Annotated in this window: 16 protein-coding genes and 4 pseudogenes; 10 read left to right on the forward strand and 10 right to left on the reverse strand. The window is 63.6% G+C overall.

Annotation, left to right across the window (positions count from 1 at the left end):
* Positions 1-218 precede the first annotated feature (218 nt).
* The 6 genes and pseudogenes from OHA40_RS03890 to OHA40_RS34655 form a co-directional block, all read right to left on the reverse strand.
* Positions 219-1,217 carry a DUF2510 domain-containing protein gene (locus OHA40_RS03890; RefSeq protein ID WP_330231703.1) on the reverse strand — a complete coding sequence of 333 codons (999 nt, stop codon included), beginning with the start codon at positions 1,215-1,217 and terminating at the stop codon, positions 219-221.
* Positions 1,218-1,340: 123 nt separating this feature from the next.
* A pseudogene (locus OHA40_RS34650) lies at positions 1,341-1,469 on the reverse strand (DUF4236 domain-containing protein); the annotation flags it as partial.
* Between the two features lie 168 nt (positions 1,470-1,637).
* Positions 1,638-2,117, reverse strand: a complete 480-nt coding sequence (locus OHA40_RS03895) for a helix-turn-helix domain-containing protein (RefSeq protein ID WP_330231704.1) — start codon at positions 2,115-2,117, stop codon at positions 1,638-1,640.
* Between the two features lie 185 nt (positions 2,118-2,302).
* Positions 2,303-2,620: a Scr1 family TA system antitoxin-like transcriptional regulator gene (locus OHA40_RS03900; RefSeq protein ID WP_330234029.1), complete on the reverse strand. Its 318-nt coding sequence runs from the start codon at positions 2,618-2,620 to the stop codon at positions 2,303-2,305.
* A 61-nt stretch (positions 2,621-2,681) separates the two neighbouring features.
* Positions 2,682-3,197: pseudogene (locus tag OHA40_RS03905) on the reverse strand (Scr1 family TA system antitoxin-like transcriptional regulator); the annotation flags it as partial.
* Positions 3,194-3,963: pseudogene (locus OHA40_RS34655) on the reverse strand (DUF6879 family protein). The pseudogenes OHA40_RS03905 and OHA40_RS34655, both read right to left, overlap by 4 nt.
* Positions 3,964-3,984: 21 nt before the next feature.
* Between OHA40_RS34655 and OHA40_RS03920 the strand changes: the two are divergent.
* Together OHA40_RS03920 and OHA40_RS03925 are read left to right on the forward strand one after the other, a co-directional pair.
* The gene (locus tag OHA40_RS03920; RefSeq protein ID WP_330231707.1) at positions 3,985-4,122 is read left to right on the forward strand and encodes a hypothetical protein; all 138 of its coding nucleotides are present in this window, start codon (positions 3,985-3,987) and stop codon (positions 4,120-4,122) included.
* A gap of 9 nt (positions 4,123-4,131) precedes the next feature.
* Positions 4,132-4,536, forward strand: coding sequence for a hypothetical protein (locus OHA40_RS03925; protein ID WP_330231708.1), 405 nt, complete (start codon positions 4,132-4,134; stop codon positions 4,534-4,536).
* A 40-nt stretch (positions 4,537-4,576) separates the two neighbouring features.
* Here OHA40_RS03925 and OHA40_RS34660 read toward each other — a convergent pair whose 3' ends face one another.
* Positions 4,577-4,960 (reverse strand): ImmA/IrrE family metallo-endopeptidase, encoded by a 384-nt coding sequence (locus OHA40_RS34660; protein ID WP_442943919.1) that lies wholly within the window; start codon positions 4,958-4,960, stop codon positions 4,577-4,579.
* Between the two features lie 872 nt (positions 4,961-5,832).
* On the opposite strand from OHA40_RS34660, the gene OHA40_RS03930 reads away from it, so the two are divergent.
* Together OHA40_RS03930 and OHA40_RS03935 are read left to right on the forward strand one after the other, a co-directional pair.
* Positions 5,833-6,159 carry a hypothetical protein gene (locus tag OHA40_RS03930; RefSeq protein WP_330231709.1) on the forward strand — a complete coding sequence of 109 codons (327 nt, stop codon included), beginning with the start codon at positions 5,833-5,835 and terminating at the stop codon, positions 6,157-6,159.
* Between the two features lie 130 nt (positions 6,160-6,289).
* Positions 6,290-6,459, forward strand: a pseudogene (locus OHA40_RS03935) (IS701 family transposase); the annotation flags it as partial.
* A gap of 19 nt (positions 6,460-6,478) precedes the next feature.
* On the opposite strand, the gene OHA40_RS03940 reads toward OHA40_RS03935, so the two are convergent.
* On the reverse strand, positions 6,479-7,429 hold the full coding sequence (locus tag OHA40_RS03940) for an AraC family transcriptional regulator (protein ID WP_330231710.1): 951 nt from the start codon (positions 7,427-7,429) through the stop codon (positions 6,479-6,481).
* 899 nt (positions 7,430-8,328) lie between these two features.
* Between OHA40_RS03940 and OHA40_RS03945 the strand changes: the two genes are divergently transcribed.
* A complete protein-coding gene (locus OHA40_RS03945; RefSeq protein WP_330231711.1) occupies positions 8,329-9,039 on the forward strand; it encodes an ArsR/SmtB family transcription factor in 711 nt (236 codons plus the stop codon).
* Positions 9,040-9,254: 215 nt separating this feature from the next.
* Positions 9,255-10,190 carry an ADP-ribosylglycohydrolase family protein gene (locus OHA40_RS03950; protein WP_330231712.1) on the forward strand — a complete coding sequence of 312 codons (936 nt, stop codon included), beginning with the start codon at positions 9,255-9,257 and terminating at the stop codon, positions 10,188-10,190.
* A gap of 78 nt (positions 10,191-10,268) precedes the next feature.
* Here OHA40_RS03950 and OHA40_RS03955 read toward each other — a convergent pair whose 3' ends face one another.
* Positions 10,269-10,727 (reverse strand): MarR family winged helix-turn-helix transcriptional regulator, encoded by a 459-nt coding sequence (locus OHA40_RS03955; RefSeq protein WP_330231713.1) that lies wholly within the window; start codon positions 10,725-10,727, stop codon positions 10,269-10,271.
* A gap of 58 nt (positions 10,728-10,785) precedes the next feature.
* Between OHA40_RS03955 and OHA40_RS03960 the strand changes: the two genes are divergently transcribed.
* The 4 genes from OHA40_RS03960 to OHA40_RS03975 all read left to right on the forward strand — a co-directional run bounded on the left by OHA40_RS03960 (position 10,786) and on the right by OHA40_RS03975 (position 14,987).
* Complete coding sequence (locus tag OHA40_RS03960) at positions 10,786-11,127, forward strand: VOC family protein (RefSeq protein WP_330231714.1); 342 nt, start codon at positions 10,786-10,788, stop codon at positions 11,125-11,127.
* A gap of 138 nt (positions 11,128-11,265) precedes the next feature.
* Positions 11,266-11,730, forward strand: a complete 465-nt coding sequence (locus OHA40_RS03965) for a PPOX class F420-dependent oxidoreductase (protein WP_330231715.1) — start codon at positions 11,266-11,268, stop codon at positions 11,728-11,730.
* 522 nt (positions 11,731-12,252) lie between these two features.
* The gene (locus tag OHA40_RS03970; protein ID WP_330230232.1) at positions 12,253-13,485 is read left to right on the forward strand and encodes an IS256 family transposase; all 1,233 of its coding nucleotides are present in this window, start codon (positions 12,253-12,255) and stop codon (positions 13,483-13,485) included.
* A 389-nt stretch (positions 13,486-13,874) separates the two neighbouring features.
* A complete protein-coding gene (locus tag OHA40_RS03975) occupies positions 13,875-14,987 on the forward strand; it encodes an IS630 family transposase (protein ID WP_330234030.1) in 1,113 nt (370 codons plus the stop codon).
* Here OHA40_RS03975 and OHA40_RS03980 read toward each other — a convergent pair.
* Positions 14,970-15,674 (reverse strand): hypothetical protein, encoded by a 705-nt coding sequence (locus OHA40_RS03980; RefSeq protein WP_330231716.1) that lies wholly within the window; start codon positions 15,672-15,674, stop codon positions 14,970-14,972. The two genes, OHA40_RS03975 and OHA40_RS03980, sit on opposite strands and share 18 nt — an antisense overlap.
* Between the last annotated feature and the right edge of the window lie 156 nt (positions 15,675-15,830).

Raw genomic sequence — 15,830 nt, forward strand, 5'->3', positions numbered from 1 at the left:
CCCGATGAGATGTCAACTCCAAGGCGACGGAGCGGGACCAGAACGGGACCACACGCTACGAACGCTCAGGACTGACCAGCACTTTCGAAACGCGCGGAAACGGTCAAAAATATGCTCTGAACTGCATTTTCGCCCCTCAGTCCGAACTGGGGGTCAAGTGGTCGAGGTTCAAATCCTGTCAGCAGATCGAATTCGTGCTCACATTGGCCGACGGTTGGTCAGGCGATGTAGTCAGTCCACGCATTCCCGTTCCACCATCGCCACCGTGCCACACCCTGCGGATCCAGATACCACGCGGGCGGAGCGTGTGGCGGGGGCATTGGAGAAGTCGTCGGTGCAACGGTCGCCGGAGTACGAGCTGGCAGCGTCACCGGCTGGCCCGGGTCCGACACATCTGTCTCGCCACGAACCGACGCGGCTCGGTCCTGATGCGCGTTGTCGATGGTGCGCGGTGTGGTCGCGGCGGGTTCTTCGGCCGTGAGGGTTGGCATGTTCGTCAGTTGGGCTGCAAAAGCCTCCGCAGCTGTCACATTCGAGAACTGCCAGCAGAGGCTGAGCCCTGTGGCGTTGATCCGGAGTTCGGCGTACTGAAGGATCGGCAGCATTCGATTATTCTTGAATCGGCGATCTGGGCCACCATTCTTGTTCGCGTATTTCCAGGTGTGATCCACTTGCACGGCGTCAGGCGGTACGGCCTGTCCCTCAATAAATCGGGTGGGGGTGACTGCTACCGCCAGGTCGCAGTATCGCCAGGCCGCGAACTGCTTGGCCAACTGGACCAGGATCTGATCGGGCAGGAAATAGACGTTGAAGCCACTGGCGCTGAGACCCGGAACGACGATGTTGGTCGCGAGCCACTTCGGCCCCTGGGTCACCGGTGACGCCGATTGCCGGTTGACCAGTGATGTGGCCCCAGCATTGACCTTGCGATGATAAGCCGTCGTGAGTGCCGCTTGGGCGTCGATCAGCCAGCGGCCGTATGTGCTACGAATACCGTTGAACGCGCGAACAAGGTCCTCGAATGCCTGAGCAGGTGTGTCGTTGACGTCGTAGATGACAGGTACCCGGTGTTGGCCCGTGAGCCACGCGATCGGCGACAGGGCAAACCGGTGCGATGCCGAGTTGAGATCCTTCACCAGTTGTGTTCCGAAACCGAACTCCATTTCGAGAACAGTGACGGATGGCAGGTCCTCGATCAGTTGCGGCGACGGATCCACGTGAGGGAAACCACGTTTGACGGGAGCACCGGTGCCTTTGCGGGACGGGGCGGAGAGGGTTTGTCGATAGTAGAGACCCCCGCGCCCCATGTGAACGTATCTCCCACGCGGGCCGGCGCCGATCCGCAAGCCCTTCATTCCGGCAGAAACTCCCAGTCCGGACTTGGACAGATTGAACCGAAAAGGCCCAGCCTTCACGCTCTTCCGCAAATAGAACCCCAACGGTCCTGCCTCCTGCACTGCCGCTTCCACACTGCGGTTTCGATACCCATTATTGCCGCCGAGCGACTGGCGATGACATCATCGGTACAGCTCGATGTGGCGTTACCGGAGCCGCTGCGCCGGGGTGGCCGCCCACCAAGGTCCGCTACGTCGAGCAGCGATATTGCAACGCCGAATCGAAAGAGAATCGGCTCGGCCTTATCGTAACGGCGACCACCGCAGCCGTACGCCTCGCTCTCGCAACGCCTTCCAGACACTGCCCTTCGCCTTGCCAAGCTGTCGGGCGACGGCATTGAGGGACTGCCCCTCGCCGTAAAGCCTTACCGCCCAGACGATCTCGTCCTCAGTCATCGGCTGATACCGCATCTCGACTCCGTGGTCCCGAAGGATCTTCAACAGCCCGCCCTTGGACAGGTTGTACTGCTCGCAGAGTTGATTGCTGGAGGTTCCAGCCTTGTAATCATCGACCAGCTCAGCGATCGTGGTGGCGGCGAGCCGCCGATCCAGCCGCCGTGCCTGAACCTTGCTGCTTGGTTTCGCCGGCCTCCGCGGCGGTGTGTGCTCGACCAGCTTGACGATCTTCCGCAGCTGTTCAGCCTGCCAACATTTCGAGTAACGTCCCAGTAGGTCGACAGACCAAAAAGCCCCTCTGACCAACGTCGGAGGGGCTTTCCTCATCCCCGACCACCCGGAGTTGGGGACCACGTGGGGACCGGAGATGCTGTGAGAGCAGGTTCCGTCCTCCACCAGGGCTGACGACGTCGTCCCATTGCGTGGCCCGACGCAGGACACCGGTCGAGATGCGACCACCACGCGGACCGACGAACATGCGCGCTTCTGGCTTGCTCTGCATCGCGGCGGCGCTACGAGTCACCAGCGGCCGGAGCTCCTCGTTGGCCGACATCGACAGGACCGATTGGGTGTGGACGTTGCGACGCCATATACCGGTCCATGGCGGTCCGGATCAGTTCGCGGGCAGTGGTGCCGATCGCTGCTTGTTCGATCAACGCCGTGAATGCCTTCTCGTACAACACAACTTCGCGCGGCTGAGTGACTGTCAGCTGCGCGGTGATCGTCTCGGCCTGCACCATCTTCCGGTCGAATATGGTGAAGTTCATTTCCGGTATCCGGTAGGCGGCATCCAGGGGAATCACGCCGAGTACGACACGCGGCAGAGTCATCTGCTACCAGGAGCCGGTCCAACTGTTCGATCATGACGTCGGGGCCGCCAACAACCGTACGTAAGGCTTGTTCGCCAATGAGGAAATGGAAGCGGTGCCGACCCCGGTACAGGACGTTTTGCCGCTCCAGTCGAGCTGCCAGGGATGCCTCGATGACATTGGGGCCGCCGTATAGGGCTTCGACCGTTTCCAGAACGCCTCGGATGTAGCGCGGCGTCTGTAGCAGGCCGGGGACGAGGCCGGGCTCGTACCAGCGGACTAACTCGGCGTCGGCCTCTATCTTGGCGATCACCCGCTGCCACTGCGGGATACGCATCCGCCGGACTTCCAGGTAGGCGGCTTCGACGTTGTGCAGGGTGGCGATCAGGTCGGGCAACTGGTTCGCGGCATGACAATGCAGACACCACGCCCGAAGATCCTTTTCGGAGGGTGTCTGCTTGCCATATTCGATTTTCGAGACCTTCGACTCGTGCCACCCCTCGAGGTCCGCCAGGGCGCGGCCAGTTAGACCGGCACCCTTACGGATCTCGCGCAGTCGCTGTCCGAGCGCCTCGCGGGCCTCCCGCAGATTGGTCACTGATGCAGCACGTGCATGTATTCGTCGTGCGGAACCGCCAATGGCCAAACACGGTCACGGACAGTGCGGAAATGCGCCGCGATCACCGGATCGGTGGTCACGGCGAAGCCGGCGCCCTCCCCGGTTGAAGTGAACACGCTGAACGCGGCCAAGTGGTCATCGAACAGCCAGTAGTCGTCACCGGTCAAATCGGCTGGTGCAATGGAATACCTTGGCAGCCAACGTATTTCCTCACCTGCCGCGATGTTGCGCGCGATACCGACAGTGCCCACCGCGTGTAGTCGGTGTGCGGTTCGGTCACCACGCGTACCCGTTGCACCGCCTTACCGGTACCGGCTATTTCGCGGACGAGATCAAGCCAGGGCTGCTGCCAGGCCGCGTCCTCGGGTTCTCCGGCCAGGAACTGCCGCAGCGGTTCGAACTCCCCGGATACGGCATACGTGTCCTGTAGTTCGAGGTGGAAGGCACGTTGCCACGGGGACCGGAACAGTTCGTCGAGTTCGTCACCGGTCAGCGAGTACATCGCGGCGGATCTCCTTTCCCATCGGCACCTCCACGCACGTTTCATGCGGCGGAATGTCCGTCTGCGCCAATGCTTCCGCATCGGCAGCGGGTTCTCCCGTGAGGGTGAACGTCCCGTGCCTGGTGTCGTGAAGCACTGTGCCCAAACAGGTTCCGGGCTCGAGGAACCCGAGGAGTTCCTGGGCATAGGGCCAGCGGGGGCGATCACGATCTCGGACTGCGTCGATGGTGGTGGGATCGTCATCCGCTGCGCCGAACAGCCGGGGTGACCCGCCGGGACAAGGTGACGTGCCCGGCACCCGGCAAGACGACGAAGCTGTGGTGCTTCGGTGGTTTCTACGGCCATCCCAAACCGCTGGAGATCCTGGAGTTCGGCGGCGACACCCGTTACCGCGCTCGGTAGGGTCCAATCATGACCGCCGAGCAGGATGAGTCGACCGTCACGATCACCGGGGCGGCGCCGGGAACCATCGTGGCGCTCAGGCGGGCGGCAGCCATTGCTGCCGAGCACGGGCACAATTGGATCGGTGTGGAGGATCTGCTGGCCGCCATTGTGACCGCCACACCGCTCTCGATCCTGGAGGTGCATTGGCCCCGGCAAGGCGGAACACCGTTGAACCGAGGTGAGATCAACGACTTCGATCCGTCGGCACCGCAGCAGGCGCTGACGTTCGATGAGATCAAGGCGCTGGTGCAGTCGATCATCCCTGGGGCACCAAACGGTCCGCACGGGCCGGCGGAACCGGCTGCTGTCACCTACAAGGTGAGGGGGCCGCATGCGGAGGAGTTTCGGGCGGGGATTGAACGGCAGACATAACGGCCCCGACAGACCGGGTGACGGCCGAGCGGTGACCTATCTATCCAACTTCATCCCGCCAACAGCCGACGCGCTCCCGTAACGTTGATCCGCCACCACACCATCTCGACCCTGCACCCAAAGGCCCACGCTGCTTCCTCAAGGCTCTTGCGCTGCTTGGCAATTGCCCACCTGCCTTGGCGGGGACAAGTAGCGCACCAGCGAGGAAGGTTGCTTCATCCTCGTGGTCGGCGTTCCACTTCCGGCAGCCACAGCCGTCGTGCAACGGGGCGGGTGGATGCATGCGCAGGCCATGGCCCTGTTCGTGGGCAATATCGCTGGCCTGTCGTCCGGGTGAATGCGCCTCGTTGTGAACGATCGCACGTCGCGGTCCGTCAAAGAGCGTCAAGCCCGAGAAGCTGGAGGCGTCCTCGCCGTGCAGCACCCGGATCGGGCGGTCGCGTCATCGGGGACCGGTCACGATTGACTGCGATGCACCGGTGTCGACAACGCGTGGTCAGTAGAAGAAAGGCTTGTGCGGGAGCCGATTCCGCACAAGCCTCTCGTCTGTCATTGTTCAGCCACAATGCACATTGCGGATGTGCCACTTGTCGTCACCGCGTTGGCGCGGGTAGCCGCGGCGGTCATTACCGCACGTGTGCAGCGTTCCGTAACTCAACTGCCCGCAGAGCCGGTAATGATGCAGAAGAGGGCGAGAGGCAGAATATAAATACTACCGGGGGAGCTGCACACGCCGGAGATCATCGATCCGGATGGTGCCGTGTGCGTCGCGTTCTCGTCGGCGGGCTGCACAACTGTGGCCAGTGCGATGCCGGCAGAATTCTGGTCCGCAGCCTGGGCCGGGGCAGCGCCACAGACAACTGCGGCACTGATGGCGACGCCGGCTATGCCGGCTCGCACTGCCGTGGCCGGGCGGTGAGACCGATCCGCGCGACAGTTCGAATTGAAGACACCCATTGATGGGATTCCTTTCCTCAGTTGAAATTCCCCCCGAAAAAGGTGGACAGAGGCCAGCGCTCCGCTAGCCGCAGTGACGACCTCTCCAATCCGTCAGGGTTGAACATCCCGACGGCAGAGCGTCGACGTGGAGTCTTGTCGAAGGCTCTGCCCGAAGCCATCGTTGCGATGAAAATCGCAACCATGCATGGGCTGTTACCACGACTCCTGACTTTGCTCGAATCGTTGTTACGCCCCTGTTCGCAACGTTGGCGCGCCACACCGCTGACTGACACTATCGGCGCTTGCCCCGTGCACCTTTTGGGGGACAAGAGAAACCAACGGACAAGGAATCCGAACATGACGTTGATGAGCAAGCTCACGACCGCGCTGATGGCTGCTCCCGTCTTCGCGACGGCGATCGCCGCTGCGCCGACAGCGCTGGCACAGCCGATGGCACCGTTCCAAGCGGTGGACATGCACAGAGGTGAAGCCGGTTGCTTCGCGTGGTCGTGGGCTGACGGCAACACCACCACGACCGTCTACTGGCACAACCGATGCTCGACCGAGAAAACGCTGCTGATCGAATGGCTCGGCCCTGCTGCGCCATCGCGTCACGTCGTTCCCGGCGATGGTAAAGGCCACGAGAAGACATCCGGCATTCCACACCGTTTCGAACAACAGTGAGACGCACTGGCATCGTCTGGTTGAGACGATCGGCGCGGAGAACCTAACGCAACAGGTTGCAGTTCGTTACCTGTGCAATGTCGTCGCAGATGATGTTGTATCGCAAGGTACTTCGGTATGGCGGGCGAATCTGGACGACGTGTTCGCCCGCATCGCCGGGGCGTTCGGGCGGGCAGAACCCCGAGGGTGGGCGCGGGCGTATGTGAGGGGGCGCTGGCGCTGGTGGAGCGGAAGAACTCCTGGCAGTTGGCAGAGGCGGCTGGAGCGGTGCGTCCCGATGGGTGTCAGCATCTGCTGAACACCATGGGTTCACGGTTCGTCACGATCGGCGGACCTCGCGGGGGGTGGTGCCGAAGCGGCACCGGAAGGATGTGGTGAAGGCGCTTGCGGAGCTGAAGCCGAGTTCGTGGGCGAGGGCGGCGATGCTCCAGTGGCGGTATGCGGGGTTCTGCAACCGTGCTCGGGCCAGTTGCAGGCGTTCTTCCCTGATGAGGTCGCGGAGTGTGGTGCCGCCGTGCTGGAGCGCGAGTTGAATCTGGCGCAGGGACCAGCCGAGAGCGTGAGCAACGGAAGCGCCGCTGAGTTCGGGGTCGTGGGCGTGGGTACGGATGTAGCGGCGGACTGCGGATTCCACCTCTGTGAGATGACGGGACTCGGTGGGGTGGTCGCCGACGATGTGCATGCAGAGTAGTTCGACCAGCCGATCGGACACGGCGTCGAATTGATGGTGGGTGAGATCGGCGCGTTCGGCGATCAAACCGGTGGCGAGGTCGGCAACCACTCGTCCGAGCCCCGACCTGAAGTCCAACCGCTGACCAGATGGTGCGGCGCGGTTGAGGCGGTGATCGACCTCGCATCGGGGGATTGTCATCGTCAGCCCCTTGGTGCCGCCGATCTGGGTGAACGCGAACGGCTGGTCGATGGTCACCAGGCAGCCGATGCCGGGTGACATGAGTGCGTGCTGGTCTTCCTGCCAGATGGCGACGTGTCCTGTGGTAGGCAGCACCAGGCGATAGTCTCCGTCGGAGTCGGCCCGCACATGTCCGGCACTGCGGTAGTAGGTCACTGCGTCGGCCTGCCATCCGATGATTTGGTAGTTGGCGGTCCGTCGAAGCACCGTGCGTCCGTCGAAGTCACGCTGGCGGGGGAATGCGTAGCCCATGCGTAGGCGGTGGTGGGACTGGATCAGCTCGGCCCAGTAGTCCGCGCGCTCGTGCGGAGCGACATCGTGCGTGGCAGCTGACTCGATGAGGTCAATTTCGTGTTTCATCGGCATCATCTCCCAACATCGTCACCGTCGAGCAGGCCGCGTCTCGGGGTGGTGCGGCGCGTCCACAGCATAGGTGCCCCCCATCTGCCATGCGCCTACGGTCGACGCTGCGCGCAGCAACAACTTTCGTGCGCTCACCGGCAATCGGGGCCTGCGCATCACATCTACTGTCGTCATCCGAGGGTGACACTGCACCGAGACGACGACAAAAGGTGAGCTTCTACAAATGCAGTTGCCGAGAAAGCCCGCGAAGAGGTCTATGCCCACCCGACTCGCTGAAAGCACTGCATCCCTGTCGACACCTGCGACACGTCCACCGATTTGGGATCACCGAGCCCAGGCCACACGCACCCGCGATCAACGCTGTCTCCGGGTCCGCGCAGGGCTTCTTTCCGCGCCGTTATCGGCGAAACGGCGACAGTTGCGCAGCCGATCCACGGTGTGACCGAGGTATCGGTCGAAGCCGGCCCCGCGCGCGTTTCCCGATATGGGTTGGCGCACAAACAAGTCCGCAGGATTTCACCGAAGACATCCGGATGGATGGCAATCCCGGGCGAGGGTTTCCGGTCACGTCTGACGGAATACATAGGAACTTTGTTTCGGATCGCCATCCCTGGGTGGCTGGTGAGGGGGGCTCGGTGGTTGTTGTCCGGTTGAGTCCGGGAGCGATGGCGCGATGTCGCTTCGTTATTTCGCCGCTTGCGGAAACGATCGGCAGTCTGATCGTGCTGCAGCGTCGGTCTGCCCATCCGTATCTGGCGCAAGGGAACCGCCATTGCGCCGCATACCGTGAGTGGCTACGCCAGGATCCGGTAGCCGCGGGACTGCTACCGTTGCTGGCGACGACGAAAAAAATTCCAGGCGTCGTGGCTCCACCGCCGGCTGGTGTAACGACGCGGTTGTCCGATGAGCTCGCCCAGGTGGCGGCGCATTCGGACAAGTACCTCCGGTCCGTCGCCGCGGAGGCGGTCGCCGCGTGCCCACAGCCGCCGGCCGCTCAGTGGCTGGCTCTCGACGGGCTCGGGGACCGTATCGCGGAGGTGCTGTGGACCGGGTGGAAGCGGTTCGTCGCGGCTGACTGGAAGCGGCGGCGCGCGGTGCTCGAACGCGATATCGCCTATCGCACAAGCCTGCTCGCCGATCACGGGCTGCGGCATGTGGTCGACACCATGATGGACGGACCCAAATGGTGCGCAGACAACGCGATTGTGTGCAATCGTCAGCCAGGGCCGGACCGGTGGATCGGCGACGACGGCTTGGTGTTCGTGCCGCGCACGACCTGCGGCGGGTGGTGGATCTGCGAGCAACCACCACGCTATGCCCTCATCTACTCCGCATTCGGAAGGGCGGAGCCCGTTGACAACCCCATATCGGACGACCCATTGTCGGTGCTGCTCGGTGCGGGCCGCGCCCGTGTTCTCCGCGAACTCGGGCGTCCGGCTACGAGCAGCCAACTGGCTGCGGTCCTGGACGTCTCGCTTGGCACCATCAGCTCTCACCTATCCGTGCTCCGTGCCGCCGATATCGTGTCCAGGGCTCGCCTGGGCCGCACCGTCATATACCGGCTGACCGACCGCGGCACAAGGCTGCTCACCGTCCTGGACCCCTGACCGAGCGCGACAACCGGGCACCGCGCCGATCGGCAGCCACAAGGGTGGAGTGGCTCCGCACCAACCCGTCAGCCGAGCACCCCGGCCAGCACTTCGTCGGTGCGGGCGTCGACGCTCTCCAGTCAAGGTCCAGCCCAACCGCCGCAGTCGTTGGCGCCGCCCACTTCGGCATGACTACCATCGGACGAAATGCACGTTGACTTGATGGGCTGTCTGTGGGGGATGCGCTGGGTGCGGAATTCCCGATCATGGGCCGGTCGATTCCGGATCTTCGGGCAGGCAATCTCCCTGCCCGACAGTGGGGATGGACCGACGACACCGAAATGGCCTGCACCGTGGTTGCCGAACTCTCCAGTCACGGTGGAATAGACCAGGATCGGCTCGCCGCTGCCTTCGCGCGACGGTTCGACCCGCGCCGTGACTACGGCTTCCTAGCGGTCGACACATTGCGTCGAATCCGCGACGGCGTGCACTGGCGGGAGGCGGCCGGAGCCGTGTTCGATCACCAGGGTTCCTGCGGCAACGGTGCGGCCATGCGGGTCGCCCCGCTGGGTGCCTTTTACGCCGACGACCCGGAAAGAATTGCCACCCAAGCGATCCGGTCGGCGCAGGTAACGCATCTGCATCCCGAAGGCGTCCTCGGCGCGGTCGCGGTGGCACTCGCGGCCGGTCGGGCCGCGCATGCCCGCCTGCTCGGGACTCGGCCCACACCATGGGAGTTCATTACCGCCGTCCTCGACCGCCTCGACGACGGTGACACGGGCCGACTGATTCGCCGTGCTCGCACCCTGCTCGAAGCCTCCGCGCAGGACGCTGCGGACGAACTCGGCAACGGATCTCTGGTCACCGCGCAGAACACGGTGCCGTTCACGATATGGGTCGCTGCCAAGCATCTGGACGACTACCCGGCCGCGATCACCACATGTATTGCGGCAGACGGAGATATCGACACTACCAGCGCCATCGTCGGCGGGATCGTCGCCGCCTACACCGGCACCGGCCCTCGCCGCGGTCCGCTCGTCGGAGTGCCGCAGACCTGGCTTGCCGCGCGAGAACCATTGCCCGGCTGGTTCACCCCGATCCGCCGAACACCACGACGCGAAAATTCTGCATCCGCCCGCGTTCGAAGATGGTTGTCCGGCGCGTCGTGAGGGATCAGCTGGAGGTAGCGGCTGTCCCGGTACCGCGCTGGAGGGGTTCCCCTGCGGATGGACGCAATGGCTGGGCTGTCACTCTTCGCTTTGGCCGGGGGAAATGGCGGCAACACAGATGGCAAGGTCGTTGCGCAGCCGACATTGTTCTTCCGCGGACAGCGGAGAGAACATTTGCCGTTCGATGGCCCGCACGGCCACGCTGGCGGCGTGCAGCTTTTTCTGCCCGTCGCTCGTGAGCTGGGTGGGCAGCGCGCGGCCGTGGGGCGCCTGCTCGGGTCGGGTGAGAAGGCCGCGGTCTTGTAACCCGCGGAGTACGAGGTTCATCGATTGGCGGGTGACAAACGCGCCGCGGGCGAGTTCGGAGTTGGATCCCCCGGGGTACTGGCCGAGCAGTTCGAGGCAGGCGTACTGCGCCACGGTCAGCTCCATCGGGCGCAGCACCGCGTCCATCGCGGTGTGCAGCGCGGCCTGGGCCTGTTTGAGGACGTAGCCCACCGACTGCTCCAGTTCGCCCACGGTCTCCTCTTGACTCATGTCAGCATCATGACACAGACTGGGCATGTCAACTAGCTGACAAGGCAGAGGTGTGATCATGAGTGGTGAGATCGTGTACTTCGAGTTGCCCGGCAACGACGCTCGGGCCACGGAGCAGTTCTGGGGCTCGCTGTTCGACTGGACCTTTCGCGTGGGCAACTTCCCCGGCTATTCGATGATTCACGGGTCCAACCCGATAGGCGGCACTCCACACGGCGACGCCTCCCAGCATCCGCGAATCTTCTTCAGCGTCGATGACATTGCGGCTGCGACCACGCGGGTGCGTGAACTCGGTGGCAGCGCAGACGAGCCCGTGAGGATTCCGACTGGCGCGTTCGCCAACTGCACCGATGACCAGGGCGTGCAGTTCAGCCTGTTCGAGGCCGCGCGCAGCCAGTAGTCCGCCCACGGGCCACGAGGCGACCCTGCAGTGCTGGGCTGAACGGTACTGGCGGGCCGTACCTCACGAAAGGGTGCGGTCGCCCGACTTTGCATCCGAGTCAGCGTTACCCATATTCACGACAGCAAGGAGAAACCGATGGCTGAGATCCGCAACAGGGCAGACGATATCGACGACATCAACCGGCGAACGCGCACCAGGAAGACACGGTCTGGCACGATCCCCGACAGCCTCGCCGACATACTCGACAAGAAAGGCTTCGCGCACCTCGCGTCTCTGGGACCGGACGGTGAGCCGCAGTCGCACCCGGTATGGTTCGACGTCGCCCACGGTAAGCTCCTCGTCTCAACCGGAACCGACCGGCAAAAATACCGCAACATCCAGCGGGACCCGCGGGTGTCGGTCTCAATCCTCGATCCCGACGACCCCTACCGTTACCTGGAAGTCCGCGGCCGTGTCGTCAAGATCGAGCCAGATCCCGAGAAGGCATTCCTGGACCAGTTGGCGCGCAAGTACCTAGATCAGGACACCTACCCCTACGAGCAGAGACGGAATGTCGAGCGGGTGATCATCCACATCCAGCCCGATCACGTCATAGCCTGATCTTGCGCCCAGACCCACCGCGCGACTCCGAAGGACAATCTTGAATCTTCGTTCCGGTCAGCGGTCCGACCATTCCATTTGCATGAACCCGACACTCTCGAAGATCGCTGTACCCAGATCACACCGAGTTGGCTACTCGCTAGCCAGCTTGCGGCTCAGGACAGCTTCAGGAGTCCCGGGTCAGCCGGGTTCAGCAGGTCCGCGCCGGTCGAGAACGGCTCAGTCGGCGGCGACCGCTCGTGAGGCGGCGGATGAACCCACGCCGTTGGCCACATACTGCTGGTCGTCGGCGGCTGTTGGTCGGAACTACGAGCTTCTTCCCGGCGTTGTCAGGTCCGCCGCGGCACCGCGGCTGCGCCCGGAGTGTTGTGTTCCACTGGACTTCGCAGTGGTTGAGTCCAGCAGGATGGTGTACGACCGGACACCAGCAAAGTCTGGGCGTGTCGTAGCCGAGTAGAGGGTGGTCACCGCGTGATCCTTCAACAGACCTACCAAGTCACTGAAGGAAGAAAGTTTCACGCGATGACCTCTGTCCAGCCTATCGACCCATCCAAGATGCTGTCGGACCAACTCGCCGTCGCGAGCCCGGATCTGCTGCGCAACATGATGTCCACGTTCATCCAGGCATTGATGAGCGCTGAAGCCGACACGGTGTGTGGCGCCGGCTACGGCGAACGATCCGACGAGCGGGTGAACTCACGAAACGGGTACCGCCACCGCGACTTCGACACTCGTGTCGGCACGATCGACATCGCGATCCCGAAGCTGCGCTCGGGCTCCTATTTCCCGGATTGGTTGCTCGAGCGCCGCAAACGCGCCGAACGCGCGCTCACCTCGGTGGTGGCGACCTGCTACCTGCTCGGTGTGTCCACCCGCCGCATGGAGAAACTGGTCGAATCACTCGGTGTGACAAAGCTTTCCAAGTCCCAGGTGTCGATCATGGCCGCCGACCTCGACGCCCAGGTCGAAGCGTTCCGCACCCGACCACTCGACCAAGGCCCGTACACGTTTCTCGCCGCGGACGCGCTGGTGCTCAAAGTCCGCGAGAACGGCCGCGTGGTCAACGTGCATGCCCTGATCGCGACCGGTGTCAACGCCGATGGCTACCGCGAGATCCTCGGCATCCAGGTCACCAGCGGCGAGGACGGCGCGGGCTGGCTGGCATTCTTCCGCGACCTGGTCGCCCGCGGCCTGTCCGGCGTCAGCCTTGTCACGTCCGACGCCCACGCCGGGCTGGTCGCCGCGATCGGCGCGACACTGCCCGGAGCTGCCTGGCAGCGGTGTCGTACGCATTACACGGTGAACCTCATGTCGATCACCCCGAAATCGTCGTGGCCGTGGGTGCGGACTCTGTTGCACTCGGCGTTCGACCAGGCAGACGCCGAATCGGTTGCTGCCCAATATGATCGGATGCTCGATGCACTGACCGAGAAACTGCCGAAGGTGGCCGGACACCTCGACGCAGCACGCGCTGACCTGCTGTCGTTCACCGCGTTCCCCAAGCAGATCTGGCGCCAGATCTGGAGCAACAACCCCCAAGAGCGGCTGAACAAGGAAATCCGCCGCCGCACCGACGTCGTCGGCATCTTCCCCGACCGTCAAGCCATCATCCGGCTCGTCGGCGCCGTGCTCGCCGAGCAACACGACGAATGGATCGAAGGCCGCCGCTACCTCGGCCTCGACGTGCTGGCCCGCTCCCGCGGCCTCACCGACCCCGCCGAACAGGAGGACACCACCCCAGCACTGACCGCCTGACCGAACAGGGTCACGCGGCAATCACCCCGATACACCACCCGCTTGGACTTGACCCTTCGCAGTCTCACGAACCGGACCACGGTGTTCGAAGCTCCGTATATCCGCCTGGTACCGGATTGCCACTTGCGTCCCGCCCTTCCGTGACAGCTAGTGTGGACGTCTCCGGCTTGTAGTCCCACACCCGTGTGCCATCGGCATTGTACGAATGCGCGAAAACCTCCTGGCCGGTGGCCGCGAACATTCTCCGCTCCACACCGTTCTTGACCATTGCGTCGGCCGCATGTTGGCCCGATGTCGCACCGTATTGAGCTGGCCCGCAGCTAGTGCCTCGTCCAGGTAGGTTGCCCTGGTAACCGGGTGTCGGGTTGATCGTGGACGCGTGTCCGGTGATGCTGCCAGTGGAGGTGGTGTCGGTGGCCCGGAGGCCGGAAGTGTTTGTGCGGGCGGTGACCCCGGAGGAGGGGCGCCGGTTGCAGAAGATCACCAAGACGAGCAAACAACCGGTCAGGACGCGACGAGCGATCGTGGTGATGGCCTCGGCGCAGCGGCAACCGGCCCCCGCGATCGCGAGGTTGATGCAGGTCAGCGAGGCGTATGTGCGGCAGGTGATCCACGAGTTCAACGAGCGGGGGTTCGAAGCTCTGGACCCAAAATGGAGCGCGGGCAGGCCGAAGAAGGTAGATCGGGCGACGCGTGAACGCATCGCTTGTATCGCCCGGTGCTGCCCGCGTGATCTGGGCTGGCCGTTCTCGGTGTGGAGCCTGTCGAAACTGCGAGAAGTGTTGCTGACCAACGGAATCGCTGAGATCAGCCGCGAAACTCTGCGCAAGATCCTCCACGGCGAGGGGGTGTCGTGGCAGGCGGTCAAGACCTGGAAAGCGGGCACCGACCCGGAGTTCACCGCGAAGATGAACCGCGTCCTGGACCTCTATGACCATCCACCCACCGATGGGCGGGTGGTCTGCGTGGACGAGTTCGGGCCGCTGAACTTGCAACCCCGCGCTGGTCGTGGCTGGTTCGGGCGACGAACCCCGAAACGGTTGCGGGCGACCTACCGGCGCACCCAGGGCGTGCGGCACCTACTCGGCGCTCTGGATCTGGCGACCGGCAAGATCCACTACCGGATCCGGGATCGTAAACGGTGGCAGGAGTTCCTGTCGTTGCTGAAGTCGCTGCGGGCGCGCTGGCCCGGACAGAAGCTCTACGTCATCGCCGACAACTTCTCCCCGCACAAACGAGCCGAGGTCCGCACCTGGGCTGCGGCCAACAACGTGGAACTGGTCTTCCTACCGACCTATTCATCGTGGTTGAACTGGATCGAGTCCGAATTCGCGGCTCTACGCTACTTCGCCTTGAACGGCACCGATCACCGCAGCCACGACGAACAGGACGCCGCGATCGGCGCCTACATCCGCTGGTACAACCAGCACGCCCGACCCAAACGCGACTTCGCCGTCAACTCCAAGATCCGGCACCCTGATTACCTACCGAAGGTTGCTTGACGGGGCACTAGGTCCGAACGCCACGTTGCTTTGGGGGTTGTCGGCCAGCAGACGCTGGAAGCCGGGGGTATGGGCGGTCAGGATGCCGAACGGCGTCCCTTCGGTCGAAACGCGCCGCTCGATCGGGTTACCGGACTGGTCGAAGCCCACCGGGATCTTGAGGGCGAAGGCCTCTCCGGTGGCATGCACGGCAATCTGCACGGCTGGATGGTCTGGGTCGTGCCATGGGGCGGGCACTACCTGAGCCTTCGATCGGTCCACGTAGTGGATGTTGCCCGATTCGCGTTCTTCTACGGTCAGATCTTCTTTTTTGACGATTTCGTACTCTCGGTCACCGCGCATATCCTTCGCGCTCGCCCAGGCCGAGCGACGCTTTTGATCGTCCGGGTTTACGTCGAACGAGATGCCGTTCTCTCGACCGTCGAACGCGTGCAGCATGTGATAGCGGACAGCATCTGCGCGGAACCACAGCGGTGCCTTGGTCTCTCTGTCCCAACCTGGAAGCCACAGCGGGCCGTTCGATCCTCCCAGCCTGGCGTCGGTTGCCGCAATGTTGTCGAGGTGAGTCCGGATTTCGCCGACCGTCTCACGGATATGCCGTTGAAAGATGCTCGCTTCATCATCCGCCGCCGTCGCAACCCTCGACGCTATTTGCTCGAGAGCTTCTGCAAGCCCAACCCTACTCAACGACAACCGCTTTCAGCGGCGTTGCGCGCAGGAGCCGCTGCATCAGTGGTTCTCCTTGTGGCCCGGGGCTCGCCGAGCCGGCGCAGGCGCGATCGCTGCTCGCGCGGCTTGCTGGAGAACAAGCTGCGGGCACTCATCGATGGCGGTGGACAGAAC

This window comes from Nocardia sp. NBC_00508 (assembly GCF_036346875.1).
Lineage (GTDB): Bacteria > Actinomycetota > Actinomycetes > Mycobacteriales > Mycobacteriaceae > Nocardia.

Excerpts from the sequence above, each read along its gene's own strand:
- OHA40_RS03970 (WP_330230232.1), top strand. The coding sequence starts at position 12,253 with ATGACCTCTGTCCAGCCTATCGACCCATCCAAGATGCTGTCGGACCAA.
- OHA40_RS03895 (WP_330231704.1), bottom strand. The coding sequence starts at position 2,117 with ATGAGGAAAGCCCCTCCGACGTTGGTCAGAGGGGCTTTTTGGTCTGTC.
- OHA40_RS03965 (WP_330231715.1), top strand. The coding sequence starts at position 11,266 with ATGGCTGAGATCCGCAACAGGGCAGACGATATCGACGACATCAACCGG.
- OHA40_RS03940 (WP_330231710.1), bottom strand. The coding sequence starts at position 7,429 with ATGAAACACGAAATTGACCTCATCGAGTCAGCTGCCACGCACGATGTC.
- OHA40_RS03975 (WP_330234030.1), top strand. The coding sequence starts at position 13,875 with ATGCTGCCAGTGGAGGTGGTGTCGGTGGCCCGGAGGCCGGAAGTGTTT.
- OHA40_RS03930 (WP_330231709.1), top strand. The coding sequence starts at position 5,833 with ATGACGTTGATGAGCAAGCTCACGACCGCGCTGATGGCTGCTCCCGTC.
- OHA40_RS03900 (WP_330234029.1), bottom strand. The coding sequence starts at position 2,620 with ATGACTCTGCCGCGTGTCGTACTCGGCGTGATTCCCCTGGATGCCGCC.
- OHA40_RS03955 (WP_330231713.1), bottom strand. The coding sequence starts at position 10,727 with ATGAGTCAAGAGGAGACCGTGGGCGAACTGGAGCAGTCGGTGGGCTAC.
- OHA40_RS03925 (WP_330231708.1), top strand. The coding sequence starts at position 4,132 with ATGACCGCCGAGCAGGATGAGTCGACCGTCACGATCACCGGGGCGGCG.
- OHA40_RS03960 (WP_330231714.1), top strand. The coding sequence starts at position 10,786 with ATGAGTGGTGAGATCGTGTACTTCGAGTTGCCCGGCAACGACGCTCGG.